The sequence below is a fragment of the Pedobacter sp. GW460-11-11-14-TSB4 genome (assembly GCF_059423705.1).
Window position 1 is genome coordinate 49,705 of sequence record NZ_JBWKYI010000021.1, and the last position, 17,850, is coordinate 67,554.

17 protein-coding genes are annotated in these 17,850 nt (G+C 38.7%); 3 read left to right on the forward strand and 14 right to left on the reverse strand.

The genetic code is table 11. The features are described from left to right. Nucleotides 1–149 precede the first annotated feature (149 nt). Complete coding sequence (locus AC07YT_RS18365) at nt 150–785, forward strand: response regulator (protein ID WP_086549096.1); 636 nt, start codon at nt 150–152, stop codon at nt 783–785. Between the two features lie 52 nt (nt 786–837). Here AC07YT_RS18365 and AC07YT_RS18370 read toward each other — a convergent pair whose 3' ends face one another. The 13 genes from AC07YT_RS18370 to eat form a co-directional block, all read right to left on the reverse strand. Further along, nucleotides 838–1,260: an SH3 domain-containing protein gene (locus tag AC07YT_RS18370; RefSeq protein WP_086549097.1), complete on the reverse strand. Its 423-nt coding sequence runs from the start codon at nt 1,258–1,260 to the stop codon at nt 838–840. 8 nt (nt 1,261–1,268) lie between these two features. Beyond that, complete coding sequence (locus AC07YT_RS18375) at nt 1,269–1,733, reverse strand: BON domain-containing protein (RefSeq protein ID WP_494945451.1); 465 nt, start codon at nt 1,731–1,733, stop codon at nt 1,269–1,271. A gap of 205 nt (nt 1,734–1,938) precedes the next feature. Next, nucleotides 1,939–2,430, reverse strand: a complete 492-nt coding sequence (locus tag AC07YT_RS18380) for a CYTH domain-containing protein (RefSeq protein WP_494945452.1) — start codon at nt 2,428–2,430, stop codon at nt 1,939–1,941. Then, on the reverse strand, nt 2,427–3,314 hold the full coding sequence (locus tag AC07YT_RS18385; protein WP_086549098.1) for a hypothetical protein: 888 nt from the start codon (nt 3,312–3,314) through the stop codon (nt 2,427–2,429). The genes AC07YT_RS18380 and AC07YT_RS18385 overlap by 4 nt, the downstream gene beginning before the upstream one ends. A 13-nt stretch (nt 3,315–3,327) precedes the next feature. Beyond that, nucleotides 3,328–5,277 carry a beta-N-acetylhexosaminidase gene (locus AC07YT_RS18390; protein WP_086549099.1) on the reverse strand — a complete coding sequence of 650 codons (1,950 nt, stop codon included), beginning with the start codon at nt 5,275–5,277 and terminating at the stop codon, nt 3,328–3,330. Nucleotides 5,278–5,419: 142 nt separating this feature from the next. Further along, entirely contained in the window at nt 5,420–6,064 is a 645-nt protein-coding gene (locus AC07YT_RS18395) for a hypothetical protein (RefSeq protein WP_086549100.1), read from the reverse strand. Between the two features lie 43 nt (nt 6,065–6,107). Then, nucleotides 6,108–6,704: a hypothetical protein gene (locus AC07YT_RS18400; protein ID WP_086549101.1), complete on the reverse strand. Its 597-nt coding sequence runs from the start codon at nt 6,702–6,704 to the stop codon at nt 6,108–6,110. 48 nt (nt 6,705–6,752) lie between these two features. Beyond that, nucleotides 6,753–7,142: a SpoIIAA family protein gene (locus tag AC07YT_RS18405; protein ID WP_086549102.1), complete on the reverse strand. Its 390-nt coding sequence runs from the start codon at nt 7,140–7,142 to the stop codon at nt 6,753–6,755. Between the two features lie 3 nt (nt 7,143–7,145). Then, nucleotides 7,146–8,510, reverse strand: a complete 1,365-nt coding sequence (locus tag AC07YT_RS18410) for an aldehyde dehydrogenase family protein (protein WP_086549103.1) — start codon at nt 8,508–8,510, stop codon at nt 7,146–7,148. A gap of 76 nt (nt 8,511–8,586) precedes the next feature. After that, entirely contained in the window at nt 8,587–9,291 is a 705-nt protein-coding gene (locus AC07YT_RS18415) for a gamma-glutamyl-gamma-aminobutyrate hydrolase family protein (protein ID WP_086549104.1), read from the reverse strand. A 69-nt stretch (nt 9,292–9,360) separates the two neighbouring features. Further along, nucleotides 9,361–10,509 carry an iron-containing alcohol dehydrogenase gene (locus AC07YT_RS18420; RefSeq protein ID WP_086549105.1) on the reverse strand — a complete coding sequence of 383 codons (1,149 nt, stop codon included), beginning with the start codon at nt 10,507–10,509 and terminating at the stop codon, nt 9,361–9,363. A 125-nt stretch (nt 10,510–10,634) separates the two neighbouring features. After that, entirely contained in the window at nt 10,635–11,996 is a 1,362-nt protein-coding gene (locus tag AC07YT_RS18425) for a glutamine synthetase family protein (protein WP_086549106.1), read from the reverse strand. Further along, nucleotides 11,996–13,309: an ethanolamine permease gene (gene eat, locus AC07YT_RS18430; protein ID WP_086549107.1), complete on the reverse strand. Its 1,314-nt coding sequence runs from the start codon at nt 13,307–13,309 to the stop codon at nt 11,996–11,998. Before eat ends, AC07YT_RS18425 begins: the two co-directional genes overlap by 1 nt. Nucleotides 13,310–13,517: 208 nt before the next feature. On the opposite strand from eat, the gene AC07YT_RS18435 reads away from it, so the two are divergent. Continuing rightward, nucleotides 13,518–15,614, forward strand: coding sequence for a M48 family metalloprotease (locus tag AC07YT_RS18435; RefSeq protein ID WP_086549108.1), 2,097 nt, complete (start codon nt 13,518–13,520; stop codon nt 15,612–15,614). A gap of 49 nt (nt 15,615–15,663) precedes the next feature. Here AC07YT_RS18435 and yiaA read toward each other — a convergent pair whose 3' ends face one another. After that, the gene (gene yiaA / locus AC07YT_RS18440) at nt 15,664–16,071 is read right to left on the reverse strand and encodes an inner membrane protein YiaA (RefSeq protein ID WP_086549109.1); all 408 of its coding nucleotides are present in this window, start codon (nt 16,069–16,071) and stop codon (nt 15,664–15,666) included. Between the two features lie 170 nt (nt 16,072–16,241). Here yiaA and AC07YT_RS18445 point away from each other — a divergent pair, with 170 nt between their 5' ends. Beyond that, nucleotides 16,242–17,738, forward strand: a complete 1,497-nt coding sequence (locus AC07YT_RS18445; protein ID WP_494945453.1) for an NAD(P)H-hydrate dehydratase — start codon at nt 16,242–16,244, stop codon at nt 17,736–17,738. Nucleotides 17,739–17,850: the final 112 nt, after the last annotated feature.

Here is a 17,850-nt window from a genome sequence, read left to right on the forward strand (position 1 = left end):
CTACTTACCTTAGTTAAAAACATAAAATTTAAAGCTTTTGATAGGATATTGGGTAGATTTTGAAAGAAGTTAAACTTAATTTAAAATCTCTTCAAATTTTTTGCCCAAAATGCTGGTGAAAAAGGATTAACGTTTTAAAACTAAACTTTATGGAAAAGATCAAGGTCTTTTTAATTCACGATTATGATGCATTAATGGATAGTGTTGAATCCATTCTGAGTGATTCTGAAAGTATTGTTGTTGTTGGTAAGGCCAATTCTGCCGCGCTTGCCGAGCGATTGATTAGAACTAAAACGCCAGATATTGTGGTTGCCGATGTTAGTGTTTGCGAGAAGATCGGAGCTGATTTAACTAAATTGATTAAAAGAGAATTTCCGAAAATTAAAGTTATTGTGCTTTCTATGCAGGATGATTTTATCAATATTTCGAAAATGATCAAGTCGGGGGCGACCGGTTATTTATTAAAAAATGTAAAGTTTCAAGAATTGCATAAAGCCATTAATAAAGTGATGCTTGGCGAAACTTATATACAAAATTCCATTACAGCTAAATTTATTAATGGTTACCAGCGGGAAAATCATACTGAAGAAGTAAATATTTTGTCGCCGCGTGAAATAGAGGTTATCAGGTTGATTGCTAAAGAATATACTTCGGCAGATATTGGCCGGATGCTGTTTATTTCTGAGCATACCGTAGAAACCCATCGTAAAAACATCTGGCGCAAAACCGGTGTAAAATCAATTGTTGGTTTACTGAATTTTGCGCACGAACATCAGCTGATTTAATTATAAAACAGACCTCACAGGTTACAGCAACCTGCGAGATCCGTTCGCATTTTTAAGCTTGTGCTTCCAGATACTGGGCATAACAATAGCCTTCTTCGCCATCGTTGGTGCGAACCAGCCACCATAAATCGTTGCTTCTGTTTACGAGGGTAATTACCTCGCCATGGGCAGCTTTACCTACAATGGGTTGATCCGTTCCCGGGCCGTTACGGATATTTAAATTACTGCTCTGCGTAATCACTTTGGCATGGGTAACGGCGGCATCAATAGCCACATTTACATTCAGAACCAGATCGCCAGACGTAAAGTTTGGATCAATCTGATTATAAACTTCCCAAAGGTGATCTTTAGTTGCGCCATCGGCAGCAGTCCCGTCGATGTATAAAATCCCGTCCTGTTCCCTTACTGCTAAATCTGCTATGCCTGCCGCAGTTGCTGCGTCAGTTAATGCTTTGTATTTATCTGCTAATGCCATGGTCGGTTTTATTTAACGGTTAATTTATTATCGATTTTTTTAGGGTTTAATGCACTCAAATGTTGCATCAAAGTAATTAACGAGGCCTTTTTAATTTCGCCTGTCAGGAGAATCACACCATCTTTAACTTCGGCTTTTACCGTCGGAAAATCTTTGGTAGCGTCAGCAACATTTTTAATTAAAACGGGGTCTTCGGCAATTACGACAGGCAAATCTGCTGGTTTAACCGTTAAGTTGTTGATTACAGATTTCACGCCTTTTTCTGCCTTTGCAATTTCTTCTGCTTTGGTTTTTGTAGCTTCATCGTCAACCTGTCCCGTTAAAGTTACTTCGCCTTTAGTAACAGCCACGGTAATACCTGCTGCTTCTTTCGCTTGAATTGCAGCCTGGATTGCCGCATCTTTTGGTTTACAGCCTACAAAAAATAGTGTAGTTGCAATAACCATGCTTAGTAATAATTTAGTTGTTTTCATCCTTTTGGTTTTATATTGATATTATTTGATAATACAATGCTTAGAAATTAAAATAATTTCCGCTTTACCGGTGGGATGATTTCGATAAAGCTAATATATGAAATGCGTTTAACTAGAAAGTGAAATCTATTAATTATTTATAAAAAAGGCGCTGGATATAAAAAGACCTCACAGGTTTTCAAACTTGCAAGGTCTATAGGTTGTACTAAATCCAGTCTTTAAATGGCTTTACCGTTAAATTGGAATTGTAATATTTTTCTTCTTCGGTAACTTCTTTGCTTACCCAATCCGGGACGTCGAATATTTCGTCTTCACTTTCAAGTTCAATTTCGGCAACAATCAAGCCTTTGTTATCACCTAAAAATACATCTATCTCCCAAACTTTACCGTTAACCGTAATTTCATAGCGTGTTTTCGAAAGTTCAGATGAAGCGAAATTATCCAATAATTCTGTGGCCTCAGCAACCGGGATTTCATATTCATATTCCATCCTGGTGGCACCAATCGTTTGGCCTTTTATCGTTAAAAAACCTGTGGTTTCGGTTGCCCTTACGCGCACCGTTTTGTCTTTATCGCTCAGTAAATAACCTTGTCTAAAAAGTTTTCCTGCTGGTTTGCTTAGGTTATCCCACTTCTGCTGATTGATCAAAAATTTACGTTCTATTTCTTTACCCATTAAGTTTTCTTCTTTGATCAATTCTTTTTTAGTTTTTCATAAACCTGTTCAAGGTCATCTTTTGCCGTAGTATATTTAAAATATTGCGGCATATATAGAATAGAATTATAGTATATCTTCTGGCCCTCTTCTTTTCCTTTTAATTGAGTTGTGGCTACAAATTGCACCATAAGCGTATTATACAAATTATTAACATGAACAACATTGTAATGTTCTGGTTTATCATACCCAGTCCATTCGAAATCATCGTAGCCAAAATCTTTATAGTGGAAATATGGTTTATTGTTGAAAGTCGGCATCTTATTATAAAATTCTAAGATTTTAGCATTATTCTTCATCATACTAAGAACTTTAAAGCGTTTTCCGATTAGTTCATCTACTATGCTTAAGAAAAATATTCCCTTTTCAGCGTTGTTTTTTAAGCCAAAACTTTCAATATCAATATTTATATCGCTCAGGTCATGATTATTAAACAACATTGCTATACCACCATGTAAGCGGTAATAATAGTTGTCCAACAATAGTTTTTCATCAATTTTGGTGTTTAATGTTTCATTGGCTATAGTTAAAGAAGGCCTGTCCGTTTTGGTTTTGCCGCTGTTATTGTAGTGTATCTCCCGAAGCACGTACCACATCATCAATTCATCATTGTCAGGTCGTTTTAAATGTGCCAAGATTTCTTTTCTGCCTTTACCAACTTCCAGTAATACATCGACAAGATGAGATAACTTTGGTGTTCGTAATGATTCAATTGACTTTGCAAATTCATCACCTGTTGCATTTACATTTGCCGAATAGATTTCTGAAATGGCAACAAGATTTGTTAAATCTTTAGCTTCCAGTTTTATTTGGGCACTGCCGAAAATGCTAAAAAAGCTTAAGATCAATGTGAGCGTTATTTTCATTTTAATTGGATTTTTATCTCGCCCTTTTCTGTAAATCAGCAATAGGGATACTAATCAGTCTTCCAATCGGTTGTTTCCCGCGATAAGTGATTACACGTAACATACTGGCATCTTTTGGCACCTGTAGTGCGGCTGTGTATTTCGGGTAAAAGCGGTCGGGAGTAGAGTTGTCAAAGCTGTAATAAATGTCTAAACCGTCTATTTCCGGGGTTAATTCAACCATTAATTGTTTGTCGGCACTGCGTTTTACCGTAAAAATTGGATCGTAAATGGCAGGTGAATATTTAATCTCAGCAAAATCTAATCTTTTGAAATGCTGTTGCGTACGATCAACAAAATTGGTCCAGTTTTTCTTTTCAATCGGACTCCATATGGATTCAGCAATAGCAAATGCACGTGGATAAACCATATATTCTACCTGGCGGAAGGTAAATACCTGTTCTGTCCAAAGATTGGCCTGTGCACCAATAACATATTGTGCGTTTACGCCCGCCGGAACAGGATTAAACTGATAGGCTTTATTTAACCTGAGCGAAGCATAAACTTTTGGCTCGGTAATGGCATCAGCCTGCATATAATCTAAATAAGCAAAATCAGTCGGGCTCATTACCACGTTGTGTTTTTCGTTCGCCGCCTCAATACCATATTTCATCCCCCTCCAGCTCATTACGGCTGCTGTTGGCGATACACCTCCTTCAAGAATTTCGTCCCAACCCATAAACTTTTTGCCTTTTGAAATGACAATTTGCTCTACCCGTTTTTCAAAATAGGCCTGTACCTGAGGTATGGTTTTTAAACCTTCGCGTTGCATCAAAGCTTTAACCTGGTCATTCTTTTCCCAGAAATTATGCGGGGCTTCGTCGCCACCCATATGAATGTATCCGAAAGGGAAAAGTTTAGCCACCTGGGTAAGTACCGAGTCTAAGAACACATAAACTTTCTCATTTGCCGGGCAAAGGGTATTATCAACCAAAGCTGTTGGCGGTGCACCACGGCTCCAATCCATTATTTTCTCGCCTGAGCGAACTTTATAATTAACGGCGTCAGGCGTGCACGATAATTCCGGGTAAGAGGCGATAACAGCTAAACTATGCCCCGGAACATCGATTTCCGGTAATATGTTTACAAAACGTTCTTGTGCATACTGAACAAGCTCTTTAATATCTTCCTGGGTATAAAAACCACCATAGGTGCGGGGCTCATCAGCAGCAGGGGGGATGAAATCGCCGAAAGTTCCGGTTTTCTTAACGCTCCAGGCACCTATTTCAGTTAATTTAGGTAAGCCTTTAATTTCAATTCTCCAACCTTCATCATCTACTAGGTGCAAATGCAGGAGGTTAAATTTATAACGTACCATATCGTCGATAAACTGCTTTACCTCCTGTTTAGTGAAAAAGTGACGGGCAACATCGAACATTAAACCCCTCCAGCCCAATTTTGGATAATCTACAACATCAACACAAGGTGCTTTCCATTTGATGCCGCTTACCTGTTCTTTACTTTCTATCTCGGCCGGGAAAAGCTGAAGTAGCGATTGGACACCATAAAAAATACCTGCAGGCTGATTGGCGGTGATGACCACCTGGGTTGGATTAACATTTAATTTGTAACCTTCTTTACCCAGTTGCGCATCTTCCTGCGTGTTTAAGATCAGTTTGATTGTAGGATGGCTCGAATTGCTTACAGTGCTTACGAATTTGCCTGTAGCTGTAGTAATCCGGTCAGAAAGGTATGCGATTGATTGTTTTAATTCTCCACTTTTAAGCGTCTGGATCGTTACATTTTCAGGCAAGGTGAAAGTACCTGCCTTTTTCATTAAAGATACCGGCTCTGGTATAATGGCAATTGGTGTTGGTGACACTGCGCTTTCAGCATCGCCGATTTCAGTTTCTGTAACAATAGATTGAGCGAAAGTATTGGCTGCGAAAAAACAGCAGGAGATAATCAGGAATAATTTTTTCATTAAAATAATTAAAACGGGTTAACCGGATAAGTATAATCCGCAATTTATTAAAAAAGATTTTAATTGAGTAAATTTCAGCATAGAGAAATGAGCAGAGGGAGTAGAAGACTAACTACAGCGCTGTGGGATTGATTAAAGCCATTCATTGCCCTTTTCTTCTCATTAATATGGTTTGGACAACGCTGTACAAAACTCTGGTATTCCAATCATCTAGGTAGCTGTAACCTTTATTGATAATTGATGGGGCTTGTTTCGAAAAGATAGCAAAATAGGTTTGGTAATCTCTGGTGCCTACATCAATCCAGGACAACGACTTTTCTTCTTCTTTAATAAAGTTTACGGATTTAATTTTAATGCCAAATTCATCAAATCCCACATTAGCCAAAGTAAACGGTGTTTTTTGTTCGAAAAGTGCCAGATATTGATCAACTAAGCCATCGAAATAGCTTCGCCACAATTGGTTTAATATTTCGATATATTGGTTAAACAATGGAATTTTATTTATGCCATAATAAGAACCAAAGCTTATTTTGATCATTTCGCTATCTCCGTTCTTAATAAATAGCTGGTACTTTCTCCCAACGGTAAATTCAAATCCTCTGATCCATTTAATACCAAAACGATATTGTATTGGCTCTTCTTTTGATAGGTCGATTGCTATAGGTAATGCTAATTTTTGATTGCCGAACTCAATTGATTGGGATTTAAATAACAGTGTTTTTGGCTGCCGGTCAAAATAACCTTTTTTTATTAACCAGGTATTTACATGATTTTTCGGAATGCTCATGTTTCTAAATTTTTTGCTGTTATACTATTATGGGAGTTGAAAACTACTTTTTATACAGCGTATCTGCCAATTTAATGGCCTGATCGATATTCTGTCTTAAATTTAAAATAGACTTTTGGTTTGGCAGGTTTTCTTTCTGGTATTTTTTGATCAGTGGGAATGTTCTGGAGATTTTTAAAGCCAGCTCAAGGTCGTTTAAAGAAACCATTCTGGTATTTACCGTTTTAACCAGTTCTCGATGCGATGAAACCTTGTTGTTATATTCTTCGAGATTTTTGGCTATCAGTGCGGTTAAACTTTTTCTTAATAGAGAATCTTTGATCTCTTTTACATGGTAATTGGCAGAAGTGAAGTAATCGTGGTTTTTTCCCTCATAAATATCAAACTTCTTTAGCGAATCAGTTTTTCCATCCCTGATTTCATTGACACTTTCATCTAATTTCTTTAGCGCAGAATCTTTACTTACCGCATCGGCATATAAACTTTCTATTAAATCGCTACTACCTCTTTTAGAAATGATGTTGTACGATTTGTCGTCCTGCAGTGCAGCAGGTGTTTCTTTATTATCGGTTTGTTTTTCTGCATCCCTGCACGAAAATGCCGTGCAGAGCATAATGCCGTAAATAATATTTTTTTTCATGGAGCGCTAATATATTAGTAATACTTAATGATACAAATAACAGTTTATTTATAAAAACTGTGTTAACCATGCCCTGGCTTTCTCATCATCAGTAAAAGATTTAATCGGGATAGGTGGGTTTTGAAATTTAAACAGGATCTTCATAATCAATTGTGCTAAACCAGGTTTCGACACCATGGCCATCGCGGTATAAATCTGAGGCAACTGCTCAGTAGAAAACTTTCGTGTTTCTTTGTCCGGAACAGGAGAATTTTTTAAGTAAATTAACAATGGAACCTTTTTGTTATTGGTAATTTTCTTCACCAGTGCCACATTGGCCGAAATATTTTCTACTGTACGTAAAATACTTTTACTGTAAGAAATCAGTATCCCATCATCTGTCAATAAATAATCGGCAATTTCGCCTTCGATAAGTTGTTTGTCGCTGTCGTTTTCCATTTATTACCTCCTTAAATGATAGCCCTTTGGTTTGGTAAAAGCCCTTATGCCCTGATGGGATAGGGTCGCGCCAATACCCGAATATTTTCTTCCACTCCAGGGTAGGGCTGCGCTTACCCGATCGCAGCAATTCCAGTAACCCGAACCGGCATCTAACTGGGCCAATATTTTTTCGGCCCTTTCCTGGCTGGCAGTATAAACCGATGCTGTTAAACCATAATCTGTATCTTTCATCATCTTTAAAGCTTCGGCATCATCTTTCACTTTCATGATGCCGATAATTGGTCCGAAACTTTCTTCCTGCATCACCAGCATATCATTGGTAACATCGGTTAACACGGTTGGTTCAAAATAATAACCCTTTCCCTCAACAGCTTTACCGCCTGTTAATAATTTTGCACCTTTATTTAAGGCATCTTTAACCTGATTTTCCAATACCGAAATTTGTTCTTTCCGTGTTAAGGCACCAATGTATACACCCTCGGCGGTGGGTATGCCGGTTTTCCAGCTTTTAACCTCGGTAACGAAAGCGTTGCAATAATCATCGTAGTTTTTCTCCTGCACATAAATACGTTCTACAGCACAGCAGCTTTGTCCGTTATTGTAAAAAGCACCATCGGCAGTACCAATAGCCGCCGCAGCAACATCGGTTACATCGTCGGTAATGTACAATGGATCTTTTCCACCTAATTCCAATTGACAGGGAACCATTTTTGCCGCTACTTTTTCGTAGATCAATTTCCCGGTTTTGTAGGATCCTGTGAAGAAATAACCATTAAAGTCCATGTTTAATAAAGCTGATCCTGTTTCTTTTGCGCCAATGGCGATATGGAAGACATCATCAGGTACACCTGCTTTTTTTAATAACTTTTCAATCTCGATGCCGGTTAAAGTAGCATATTCGGATGGTTTATACATTACGGTATTGCCACTGAGTAAAGCTGGAATGAATACATTTACACCAACCAGATAAGGGTAGTTCCACGCTGAGATATTACAAACTACACCTAATGGTTCGTATTTAATGATTTCTTTGATCCCTGGTTCATCTGTCATTACTTCATCGGCCAGGTATTTTTCGGCATTGGCCAACATCCATTTGATGCGGGCCCTTGCACCATTAATTTCGTTGCGCGATTGCTGTAGCGGTTTACCCACTTCGGAGGTTAACACTGAGGCGAGCTTTTCTATTTCAACTTCCAGTAAATCACTAAAATGAGTGATCACAGCAATCCTTTCCTGAAGGGTTTTACCTGCCCATTGTGGCTGTGCTTTTTGTAAAGCATCAAATTTTAGCTGAAGTGTGGATAAATTATCCTCTTCTAAACTGGTGATGATTTCTGCTGTTGCTGGGTTGATGATTTGCATCTTTTATGTGATTTGCAGATTAAAGTGATTACACAGAATTAACTTTAATTTATTTGTTTTGGATCTTGAAATCCAATCATCCGTTAATCCTAATTGAATTTATAAATGCATCGTGTATGTTTTTGCTAAAAGGGCCCTGCTGGTTTTTTAACCTTTCGGGATGCCATTGTACAAATAACAAAAATGATTTTCCTTCGGGCTCTATCCGCTCCATGGCTTCAGTAACACCATCTGGCGAGATTGCACTCACCACCAGGCCTTTCCCTGTTTTATCAGTACTTTGGTGGTGGTTACTGTTTACTAAGCCTTTATCGGTATTTACGATCTGGTTTAGCCACGAGGAAGGATTGACCATAATTTCATGATAGCGGTCTGATTTATCGTGCATTTTGGAATGATCAAATTTTCCCCAGGTTGGAATATCAGGGATCAAAGTCCCTCCAAAAAATACATTGCCTACCTGCATACCGCGGCAAATGCCCAAAACGGGAACAGAATGGGCTTCAGTATAGGTTAGAACCTTAAATTCAAACTCATCACGTTTCTCATCAATATCATCCTCATAACAGTAAGGATAATATTCGGGATGGTTGTAAAAGCGGGGGTGAACGTCTTCACCACCGGTTAAAACAATGCCATCACATTTTTTGATTTCTTCGAAATTGTTGAGCTTGTACCCGAGCTGGATTACCTCCACACTTTTGTTGTAAGACAAAACCCAATCGCGATAGATGTCGAATTTGCTACAGTCACTAACTCCAATTATTATTTTATCAGACATATTAATTAATTACACTGATTTATCTTCTTTTTCCTTCGGAATGATTACACCGATTCTTTTAATCCTGATCTATAGTGCAGTTAAATACAATTGTTTAAAATCTGCCCTGCTTACCGGTTTAGGATTGTTCGGATGTGCAAAATCTGCAAAGGCTAAATCGGCAAGTGTTTCGATGTGTTCATTTTTAACGCCAATATCACTCAATTTATGCGGAATATTCACCTTTGTGTTTAAATCGAACAGATATTTTACAACAGCTTCGCCATTTTCATCTTTAAGGTCTAACGTTCGGGCAATTTTTTTAAAACGGTCTTCAAAACCTGCAATATTAAACTGCATGCCATAAGGAATATTCACTGCATTGGCCAAACCATGATGGGTATCTAACAATGACGAAAGCGGATGCGCCAGTGAATGCACTACGCCCAAACCTTTTTGAAAGGCGATGGCGCCCATCATCGAAGCCATTAACATTTTACTGCGGCTCTCTAAATCAGGATTGTTGGTTGCCCGTTCCAAAGCATCTTTGATCAATGAAATGCCCTCCAGTGCGATTCCATCACACATGGGGTGGAAATTTTTGGCCAGATAAGCTTCCATGTTATGCGTCAGCGCATCCATACCTGTTGCGGCAGTGATAAAGGGCGGTAAATCCATGGTTAACTCTGGGTCTGCAAATACAATCTGCGCCATTAATTTTGGCGAGAACAGGATTTTTTTCTGATGGGTTTCATCATCGGCAATAATGGCACTGCGGCCTACCTCGCTTCCGGTACCCGACGTGGTTGGGATGGTGATGAAATGTGGAACATCGTTCGTTACATAAATATCGCCACCAATTAAATCATCATATTTGAATAAGTCTTCGCGGTGGTTAACGCGGAGTACAATTGCGCGGGCAACATCTAAAGCAGCACCACCGCCAATCCCAATAATACTATCGCGGTTGGTGGCATCCCAAACTTCGGTTCCTTTGTAAACATCGCTCTTTACGGGGTTTTTGTGGATGTCGCTAAAAACTTCTACAGCAATACCCTTTGCCTTTAAATCTTCAGCAATTCTTTTGAAAAACGGAAGTTGTGCGATGGTAGGGTCGGTAACAATTAATGGCGCCTTTAAATTGTGCTCGCTTAAATAGGCCGGCAATTCTTTTACCGCCCCTGCACCAAAACGGATGGTTGTAGGGAAATTAAACTGATGGATTTTATCAAATATCATGACAATTAATTTATCTTTTGTTTCTCAAGTTTACGTCATGCTGAATTTATTTCAGCATCTATTCTGCAAAAGATTCTGAACCAAGTTCAGAATGACGACTATTAATGTTCAGCATGACGGTTCTACTAAATAATCTCTAAATACCTTTTCAGCTCCCAATCGGTTACCACTTTGGCATATTGTTTACATTCCCATTCGCGGGTCATGGTAAAATGATCAACGAAATCTTTGCCCAATAATGTTGCGGCTAAGTCAGAATTTTTCATCTTTTGTGTCGCCTCGAATAAATTTCGCGATAACACGCCATTCGATAGATCTGTATATCCATTTCCCTTCGTGGCGGCTTGGTTCAATTTAAGTTTGTTTTTAACGCCAAACATTCCGGCAGCTAAACAAGCCGAGAGCGCCAGATATGGATTGGTATCTGAACCCACAATCCGGGTTTCTAAACGAGAAGCCTTTTTGCTCCCCGGTAGTGCGCGTAAGGCGGTTGTGCGGTTATCAATTCCCCAGGTTACTGTAGTGGGTGCCCATGCACCTTCAACTAAACGTTTGTAACTGTTTATGGTAGGGGCAATCATAGGTAACAGGTATGGGAGACAGTGCAGCTGACCAGCGATATAACTTTTCATTGTATCGCTCATTTGAGCTGCATCTTTTTCATCGTAGAATAAGTTGGTTTTTTTGTCCGCATCCCACAAGCTTTGATGCACATGACCACTACATCCTGGTAAATTTTCGCTTATTTTAGCCATAAATGTGGCGAGGATACCATGTTTATAAGCGATTTCTTTTACGGCGGTTTTAAATAATATCGCCTGATCGGCAGCTTGTAAAGCCGGAGCATATTTGATGGCTGCTTCGTAAACCCCCGGTCCGGTTTCAGTATGTAAACCTTCAATCGGGATATCGAATTTGTTCAGCAGATCGAACAGATCGCTCATAAACTCATTTCGGTAGGTGCTTCTTAAAATGGAATAGCCAAACATACCCGGACTTAAAGGTTTTAAATTGGCAAAACCTTTCTCGTGGATGCTTTCTGGTGTTTCCGAAAAATTAAACCATTCAAACTCCTGTGCAAATAATGGAGAGAAGCCTTCGTTTTCACATTCGGTAATCACTTTTTTTAGCAACTGCCTCGGACATACAGCATTTGGCTGATCCTGATCGTTAATAAAATCGCCCAAAAAGAAGGGTACCTCATTTTCCCAGGGAATTTTTCGGAAGGTAGTCAGGTCGATTTTAACCTGTGCATCGGGATAGCCAGTATGCCAGCCTGTATATTTTCCGTTTTCGTAAGCCACATCACCCGCATCCCAACCAAAGGTAACGTCACAAAAACCCAGGCGGCCTTCAACCAGTGATGCAAATTTTTCGGCAGCTACATATTTTCCCCTTAAAATACCGTCGATATCGGCAACCGCTAATTTTACTTTTCCAGAGGGATGATTTTTAACGTAATCCAGAATTTCTTTGCTCGTACTCATTAATCTGCCTTTTTAAAGATTTTGTATAGAAGAAATATGCCTAAAACAATGCCCGAATAAATTAAACCTAATTTAAGATTATAAATCAGCATTGCGATGAAAGAAACGCATGAAATAATCAGGGCAATGATGGGAAACAACGGATAAACAGGGGTTTTGAAAGGTCTTGCCATTTCAGGTTTATTTTTCCGCAGTACCATAACCGAAATCATGGAAATGATGTATAAGGTTAATGCGCCAAAAACAGAAATGATAATAATTTCTGCAGTTTTACCTGATAAAAGCGCAATGATACCAATTACCATATTGCCAATTAATGCATTTGCAGGGGTTTGAAATTTTGGTGAGATTTTACCTAAAATAGCTGGAATGCTTTTCACCCGTCCCATCTCGTAAGTAGAGCGTCCTGCAGACAAAACCAAGCCATGGAAGGAGGCCACCAAGCCAAATAAGCCCACGGTAATCAGTAAGTGATACATCAGGTGATTATCGCCTGTGATCATCGAAAGTGCAAGCGGTAGAGGCGAATCAGAGGTTTCGCCCGATTTACCATTTTTATATACAATGGCTTCCCAGCCGCCAATACCAATGGTGGAAATAAAAACAAGCACACATAAAACAACCAACGTAAATATGCCCCAGCCAAAACCTTTACTGATATCGCGCTGCGGATTTTTGGTTTCTTCAGCTACATTTGCAACGCCTTCTATACCCAGAAAAAACCAGATGGCAAATGGAATAGCGGCAAAAACACCACTCCAGCCATTTGGGAAATTATTGTGGATCAGGTTTTCTGCATGAAATTTAGGTAGGGTAATTCCAGAGAACAAAAGCAGTTCGCCAACGGCCAAAACGGTAATAATCACTTCGAACGAAGCAGCAGCTTTTACGCCATATACATTTAGGGCAGTAAAGATAAAGTAGACCGCAATTGCACTGGTAAGAATGGGGACCTGTGGAAAGAAAGCATTAAAATAAGCACCAATGGCAAAGGCAATGGCAGGTGGCGCAAATATAAATTCGACCATTTGGGCAATACCTGCAATAAAACCGATGTTTTTACCCAGGGCGGTATTGGCATAATCGAAAACACCACCGGCTTTTGGTATTGCACAGGCGAGTTCGGCATAGCTGAAACTAAAAGTAACATACATTACCATAATGGCAACCGTAGCGATGGCCATACCCAGTGTGCCGCCTTTTTCAAGACCTAAGTTCCAACCGAAATACATCCCCGAAATCACATATCCTACACCAAGCCCCCACAGCATAAAGGGCGTAAGGGTTTTCTTTAAGCTATCTTTTTGTTCCATTGACAGGATGATAAGATTAAAATAGGTTTATATTAATTGCTCGAAAATGATAAACTATTAGCCTCGGTATCTGGTGTTTAAAGTAGTAATTATTTTCGAATCATTTCACTACCACTGGCAATTGCTGCAATAATTTATTGTTATTTTTTTTGCAGCGCTTTTAACCGTTTACCAGTTTTGTTATATTGCGTAACCAAACAATATTTTTATGCACGAAAACGCTCTCCAGCCATCTGCAAATTTTAAAAAGATGGCGGCCAAGTCTGTACAGGCTATTTGGCTATTTGTATTAACCTACCTTATATTAGTTTCTGCAGCCGTTGGTTTAACGGTACTTTCTGCAATTGCAGGCCTTATGCTAATTGCAGCCAAACCAATGTTTCTTACGATTATGCTGGGTGGCGGCTTGATCTGCTTTGGTGTGTTAATTTTAATTTTCCTGGTAAAGTTTATATTCAAGATTAACAAAATAGACCGTTCTCATTTAACGCAGGTTACAAAAGCAGAACAGCCTGAGCTTTTTAAAATGATTGATGAAATTGTGGCTGAAGTAGGTACTGATTTTCCTAAAAAGGTTTACTTTTCTTCTGAAGTTAATGCATCTGTATTCTATGATTCCAGTTTCTGGAGCATGTTTCTTCCGGTAAGAAAAAACCTGCATATTGGCTTAGGACTTATGAATACCATATCAATTGATGAGCTAAAGGCGATTCTTGCGCATGAGTTTGGTCATTTTTCACAAAAAAGTATGCGTACCGGGAGTTATGTGTACAATGTTAATCAAGTAATCTACAATACACTCTACGAAAACGAAGGTTATGGTAATTTTGCACAAAAGTTAGCGGGTATAAGCAATTACTTCGCCATTTTTGTTGTTTTAGCTGGTAAGATAATTAGTGGAATCCAGTTCATCCTAAAGAAGATTTATGATGTTGTTAACCTGAATCATTTGGCACTCTCCAGAGAAATGGAATTCCATGCGGATACAGTGGCTGCAAGTGTTGCTGGCTCTGATGCTTTAATTACAGCTCTTCACCGCTTACACCTCGCCGACCATTCTTTAAACAACGTGTTTAATTATTATAACGATAAAATAAAGGATAAGGAAAAAACCAATAACATTTTTCCGCAGCAAAAATTTGTAATGGATTTTTATGCCGGTCTTCAACATATCAAAACAGAACACAATCTTCCAATTGTATCAGATGAACATTACAACAAATTCAACAAAAGTAAACTCGTTCTGAAAGATCAATGGTCTTCACATCCAAGTACCGCAGATCGGGTAGCACATCTCCGACAATTGAATTTCCCGTTGAAGAGTTATGGGGCCGGTATAGCAATAGATTTATTGGTGAATAAAGATGCGGTTCTTGAAGAGGTCACAAAAAAACTCTTCGATGCAATAGATTATGGTGATTCTCCTATAGTTTCAGACGCAGGCAAGTTTGAAGAAGATTTTTTTGAAAATCAGCGGGAAAATGCTTTTCATCAGTTATACAATGGCTATTTTGATTTCAGAAACCCGCTAAATGAGCTGGATTCAGATGCCTTTGAAAAACCGGAATTCTCCATTCAGGTACAGGCCAGTGATTTTTTTAGTGATGAAAATTTAAGTTTGATATATCTTCAGGATGGTATTAACGACGATTTAAATATACTAAAACAGATCGAGGATAAGACTTTTGAAGTTAAAACCTTTGATTATGACGGAAAAAGGTACACACGAGAGGATTGTTCGGAGTTGATTAAACGTTTAGAAAGTGAATCTAAAGAATTGGATGATCAGTTGAAAAAATTAGATCAACGGATTTTTGAATATTATTTATGCCTTGCCTACGAGCAAGGACGAAATGAGGAATTTGTAAATTTTTACGGTCATTACAAAACCATTCATTCACTTTTAGAAAGTCAGACTAAATGCCATAATAAAATCAGTCAGGTTACTTCCTTTATGCATATGCGCACAGCGGTTGAAACCATTGAACAACAGATGTACCTGGTTAAGGATGAAGAAATAATCTTTAAAGAAGAATTTTTAAAGTTACTGACAAACCCTTTATATGATGAACAGATCTCTGTGGAAGAGAAAGAACTGATTGAAAAATTTATGGCCTCAGATTATAAGTATTTTGCAGGCGGCAGCTATTTTAATTTCCAGGTAGACGAACTTTTTGAATCGATCCAGTTATTTGCAAAGATTATTAACGTTACAAATTTTAAATCAAAAAAGAAATTGCTTGATTTTCAGGTCGAATTAGAAAATATGAATCTGAGCAAAACTGATAAGCTACTTGTGGGTTAATCTATGCTTAAATAAAAAAGCCAGTAATTAATTTTACTGGCTTAAATGCTTATTCCGAATCGCGGTTCTTATTCGCAATCTGGCTGTCTCTCGTATTCTTCTGCACCGTAATGGCGCCAAACAGCGAGAGTAAAAAGGCAAAGGCATAAAATCCTTTTTCGCTGGGCAGCAGCGTAGCATTCCACAAACCAATTACCAGTAAGGTGATGGTTAATAAGGTAGAAAACCAACTGATGCCATAATAAATTTCAGTAACCGGAATTCCTTCCAATTTATCGCGAACAGCTTTTTGTAAAGAGATTACGGCAAAAAGGCCAAACATCAATACGGTAAAATAATATCCTTTTTCATTGAGAAGCATATCAGAACGCCACAAGCCTACAATAAAGCCGATCATTCCGATACCTAATGCAAGCCAGGCAGCAGCCACGAATGCATTCGATGGTTTTTGATTCATTGTTTTGAGATTTAATTTAATTCAATAGACAACGCTAAAGATTGGCAAAAGGTATAAAAATTAAAAGATAGTATTTTAAATTATTTTGGAAAACGAACACCTTAGCGTGTAATGAACCAAACAAAATCCAGGTCTTTTGCATTGTAGCTGTATAATCTTATCTTAGTTATATGCGAACATTGCTTACCTCTGCCCAAATGCGCAGTGCCGATCAGTTTACCATTGCCAATAAACCCATTGCATCCATCGATCTGATGGAAAAGGCTGCACGTGCTTTTGTTCAGCATTTTTTAAGAAACGAATTCGATACTAATAAAAGTGTTGCCATTTTTTGTGGCAAGGGAAATAATGGTGGAGATGGACTGGCCATTGCCCACTTGCTTATTGCTAATGGATATGAAAATATAAAAGTTTACATCATCAATTTCAGTAAAAAACAAAGCGACGATTTTGCCATCAACCTGCAACGGATTGAGGAAACACGCTGCAAAAAAACAATCATTAACCAGGCTTCCGATCTAAAGAATCTGAAAGCCGATTTAATTATCGACGCCATTTTAGGATCTGGTTTAAATAAACCTTTAAGCGGAGAATTTGAACAGCTGGTGCAGGCCATTAACAAGTTGAATAAAAAAGTATATGCAGTTGATGTACCCACCGGTTTTTTTGCCGAAGGTAAGCTGCCTAAACATTACAATGGTATAAAAGCCTATAAAACAATTTGTTTCCAACGGCCGAAGATTAGTTTTTTCTTCCCTGAGTCGGCCCTGGCAACTGAAAAATATGAGGTGGTTGATATTGATCTGGATGAGGCTTTTATCCAAAAACAGGATTCCGACTTTTATTTGGTGGAAGAAAGTGATATCGAAAACATCCTGCAGCCCCGAAAATTGTTTAGCCATAAAGGCACCTATGGCCACGCACTAATTATCGCAGGAAATACCAATACCATGGGTGCGGCTTTGCTTTCTTCGATGGCCTGTTTGCATGCGGGTGCCGGATTAACTACGGCCTGTATCCCATCAAGTGGATTAATCGCTTTAAATACCTCCTTGCCAGAAGTAATGGCGCTGCCAAGAGATGAATACACGAGAATAGAAAACCCAAAGAAATATCAGGCAATCGCTATTGGTCCGGGTTTAGCTACCGGGCCTGAAAATGAAAAACTGCTCGAAAGCCTGATTTTGGCCAACCAGGCCATGATCATTGATGCAGATGCTGTAAATATTTTGGGCGAACGGCCTGATCTCATCGATAAGCTAGCCGCAAATACCATTATTACCCCACACATGAAAGAGTTCGATCGCTTATTCGGTGAGCACGACAGCTGGTGGGACAGGGTGCAAACAGCTAAAGAACAAGCCCAAAAGCTTAAGATGGTGATCGTGCTTAAAAATCAATATACTTTTATTTGCTTGCCAACAGGTAAGGTGCTCATCAATCCCACTGGTAATCCAGCAATGGCGCAAGGGGGAATGGGCGATATTCTTACTGGTATTATTGCAGGCTTTATTGCGCAGCAATATTCGGCCACAGATGCTGCTGTTTTAGCTTGCTACATTCATGGAAAAACAGGCGATTATTTAGCGCACGAACACTTTGTAGTTACGGCCTCACAGGTTGCTGAGAGGGTGTCAAAAGAGATTAAATTGCTCATTTCCAAATAGTTTTTGCCGTGTAGTTAACCACAATTGTGGAAAAAAAAGCGGAAATAATCTACTATGCTTCTAGTTTATAATTTATAGCTTAAAGGAATTTAAAATAACAGATATCTTAAAA

Coding starts and splice junctions, on each gene's coding strand:
- AC07YT_RS18365 (WP_086549096.1), top strand. CDS start 150: ATGGAAAAGATCAAGGTCTTTTTAATTCACGATTATGATGCATTAATG.
- AC07YT_RS18370 (WP_086549097.1), bottom strand. CDS start 1,260: ATGGCATTAGCAGATAAATACAAAGCATTAACTGACGCAGCAACTGCG.
- AC07YT_RS18375 (WP_494945451.1), bottom strand. CDS start 1,733: ATGAAAACAACTAAATTATTACTAAGCATGGTTATTGCAACTACACTA.
- AC07YT_RS18385 (WP_086549098.1), bottom strand. CDS start 3,314: ATGAAAATAACGCTCACATTGATCTTAAGCTTTTTTAGCATTTTCGGC.
- AC07YT_RS18390 (WP_086549099.1), bottom strand. CDS start 5,277: ATGAAAAAATTATTCCTGATTATCTCCTGCTGTTTTTTCGCAGCCAAT.
- AC07YT_RS18395 (WP_086549100.1), bottom strand. CDS start 6,064: ATGAGCATTCCGAAAAATCATGTAAATACCTGGTTAATAAAAAAAGGT.
- AC07YT_RS18400 (WP_086549101.1), bottom strand. CDS start 6,704: ATGAAAAAAAATATTATTTACGGCATTATGCTCTGCACGGCATTTTCG.
- AC07YT_RS18405 (WP_086549102.1), bottom strand. CDS start 7,142: ATGGAAAACGACAGCGACAAACAACTTATCGAAGGCGAAATTGCCGAT.
- AC07YT_RS18410 (WP_086549103.1), bottom strand. CDS start 8,510: ATGCAAATCATCAACCCAGCAACAGCAGAAATCATCACCAGTTTAGAA.
- AC07YT_RS18415 (WP_086549104.1), bottom strand. CDS start 9,291: ATGTCTGATAAAATAATAATTGGAGTTAGTGACTGTAGCAAATTCGAC.
- AC07YT_RS18420 (WP_086549105.1), bottom strand. CDS start 10,509: ATGATATTTGATAAAATCCATCAGTTTAATTTCCCTACAACCATCCGT.
- AC07YT_RS18425 (WP_086549106.1), bottom strand. CDS start 11,996: ATGAGTACGAGCAAAGAAATTCTGGATTACGTTAAAAATCATCCCTCT.
- eat (WP_086549107.1), bottom strand. CDS start 13,309: ATGGAACAAAAAGATAGCTTAAAGAAAACCCTTACGCCCTTTATGCTG.
- AC07YT_RS18435 (WP_086549108.1), top strand. CDS start 13,518: ATGCACGAAAACGCTCTCCAGCCATCTGCAAATTTTAAAAAGATGGCG.
- yiaA (WP_086549109.1), bottom strand. CDS start 16,071: ATGAATCAAAAACCATCGAATGCATTCGTGGCTGCTGCCTGGCTTGCA.
- AC07YT_RS18445 (WP_494945453.1), top strand. CDS start 16,242: ATGCGAACATTGCTTACCTCTGCCCAAATGCGCAGTGCCGATCAGTTT.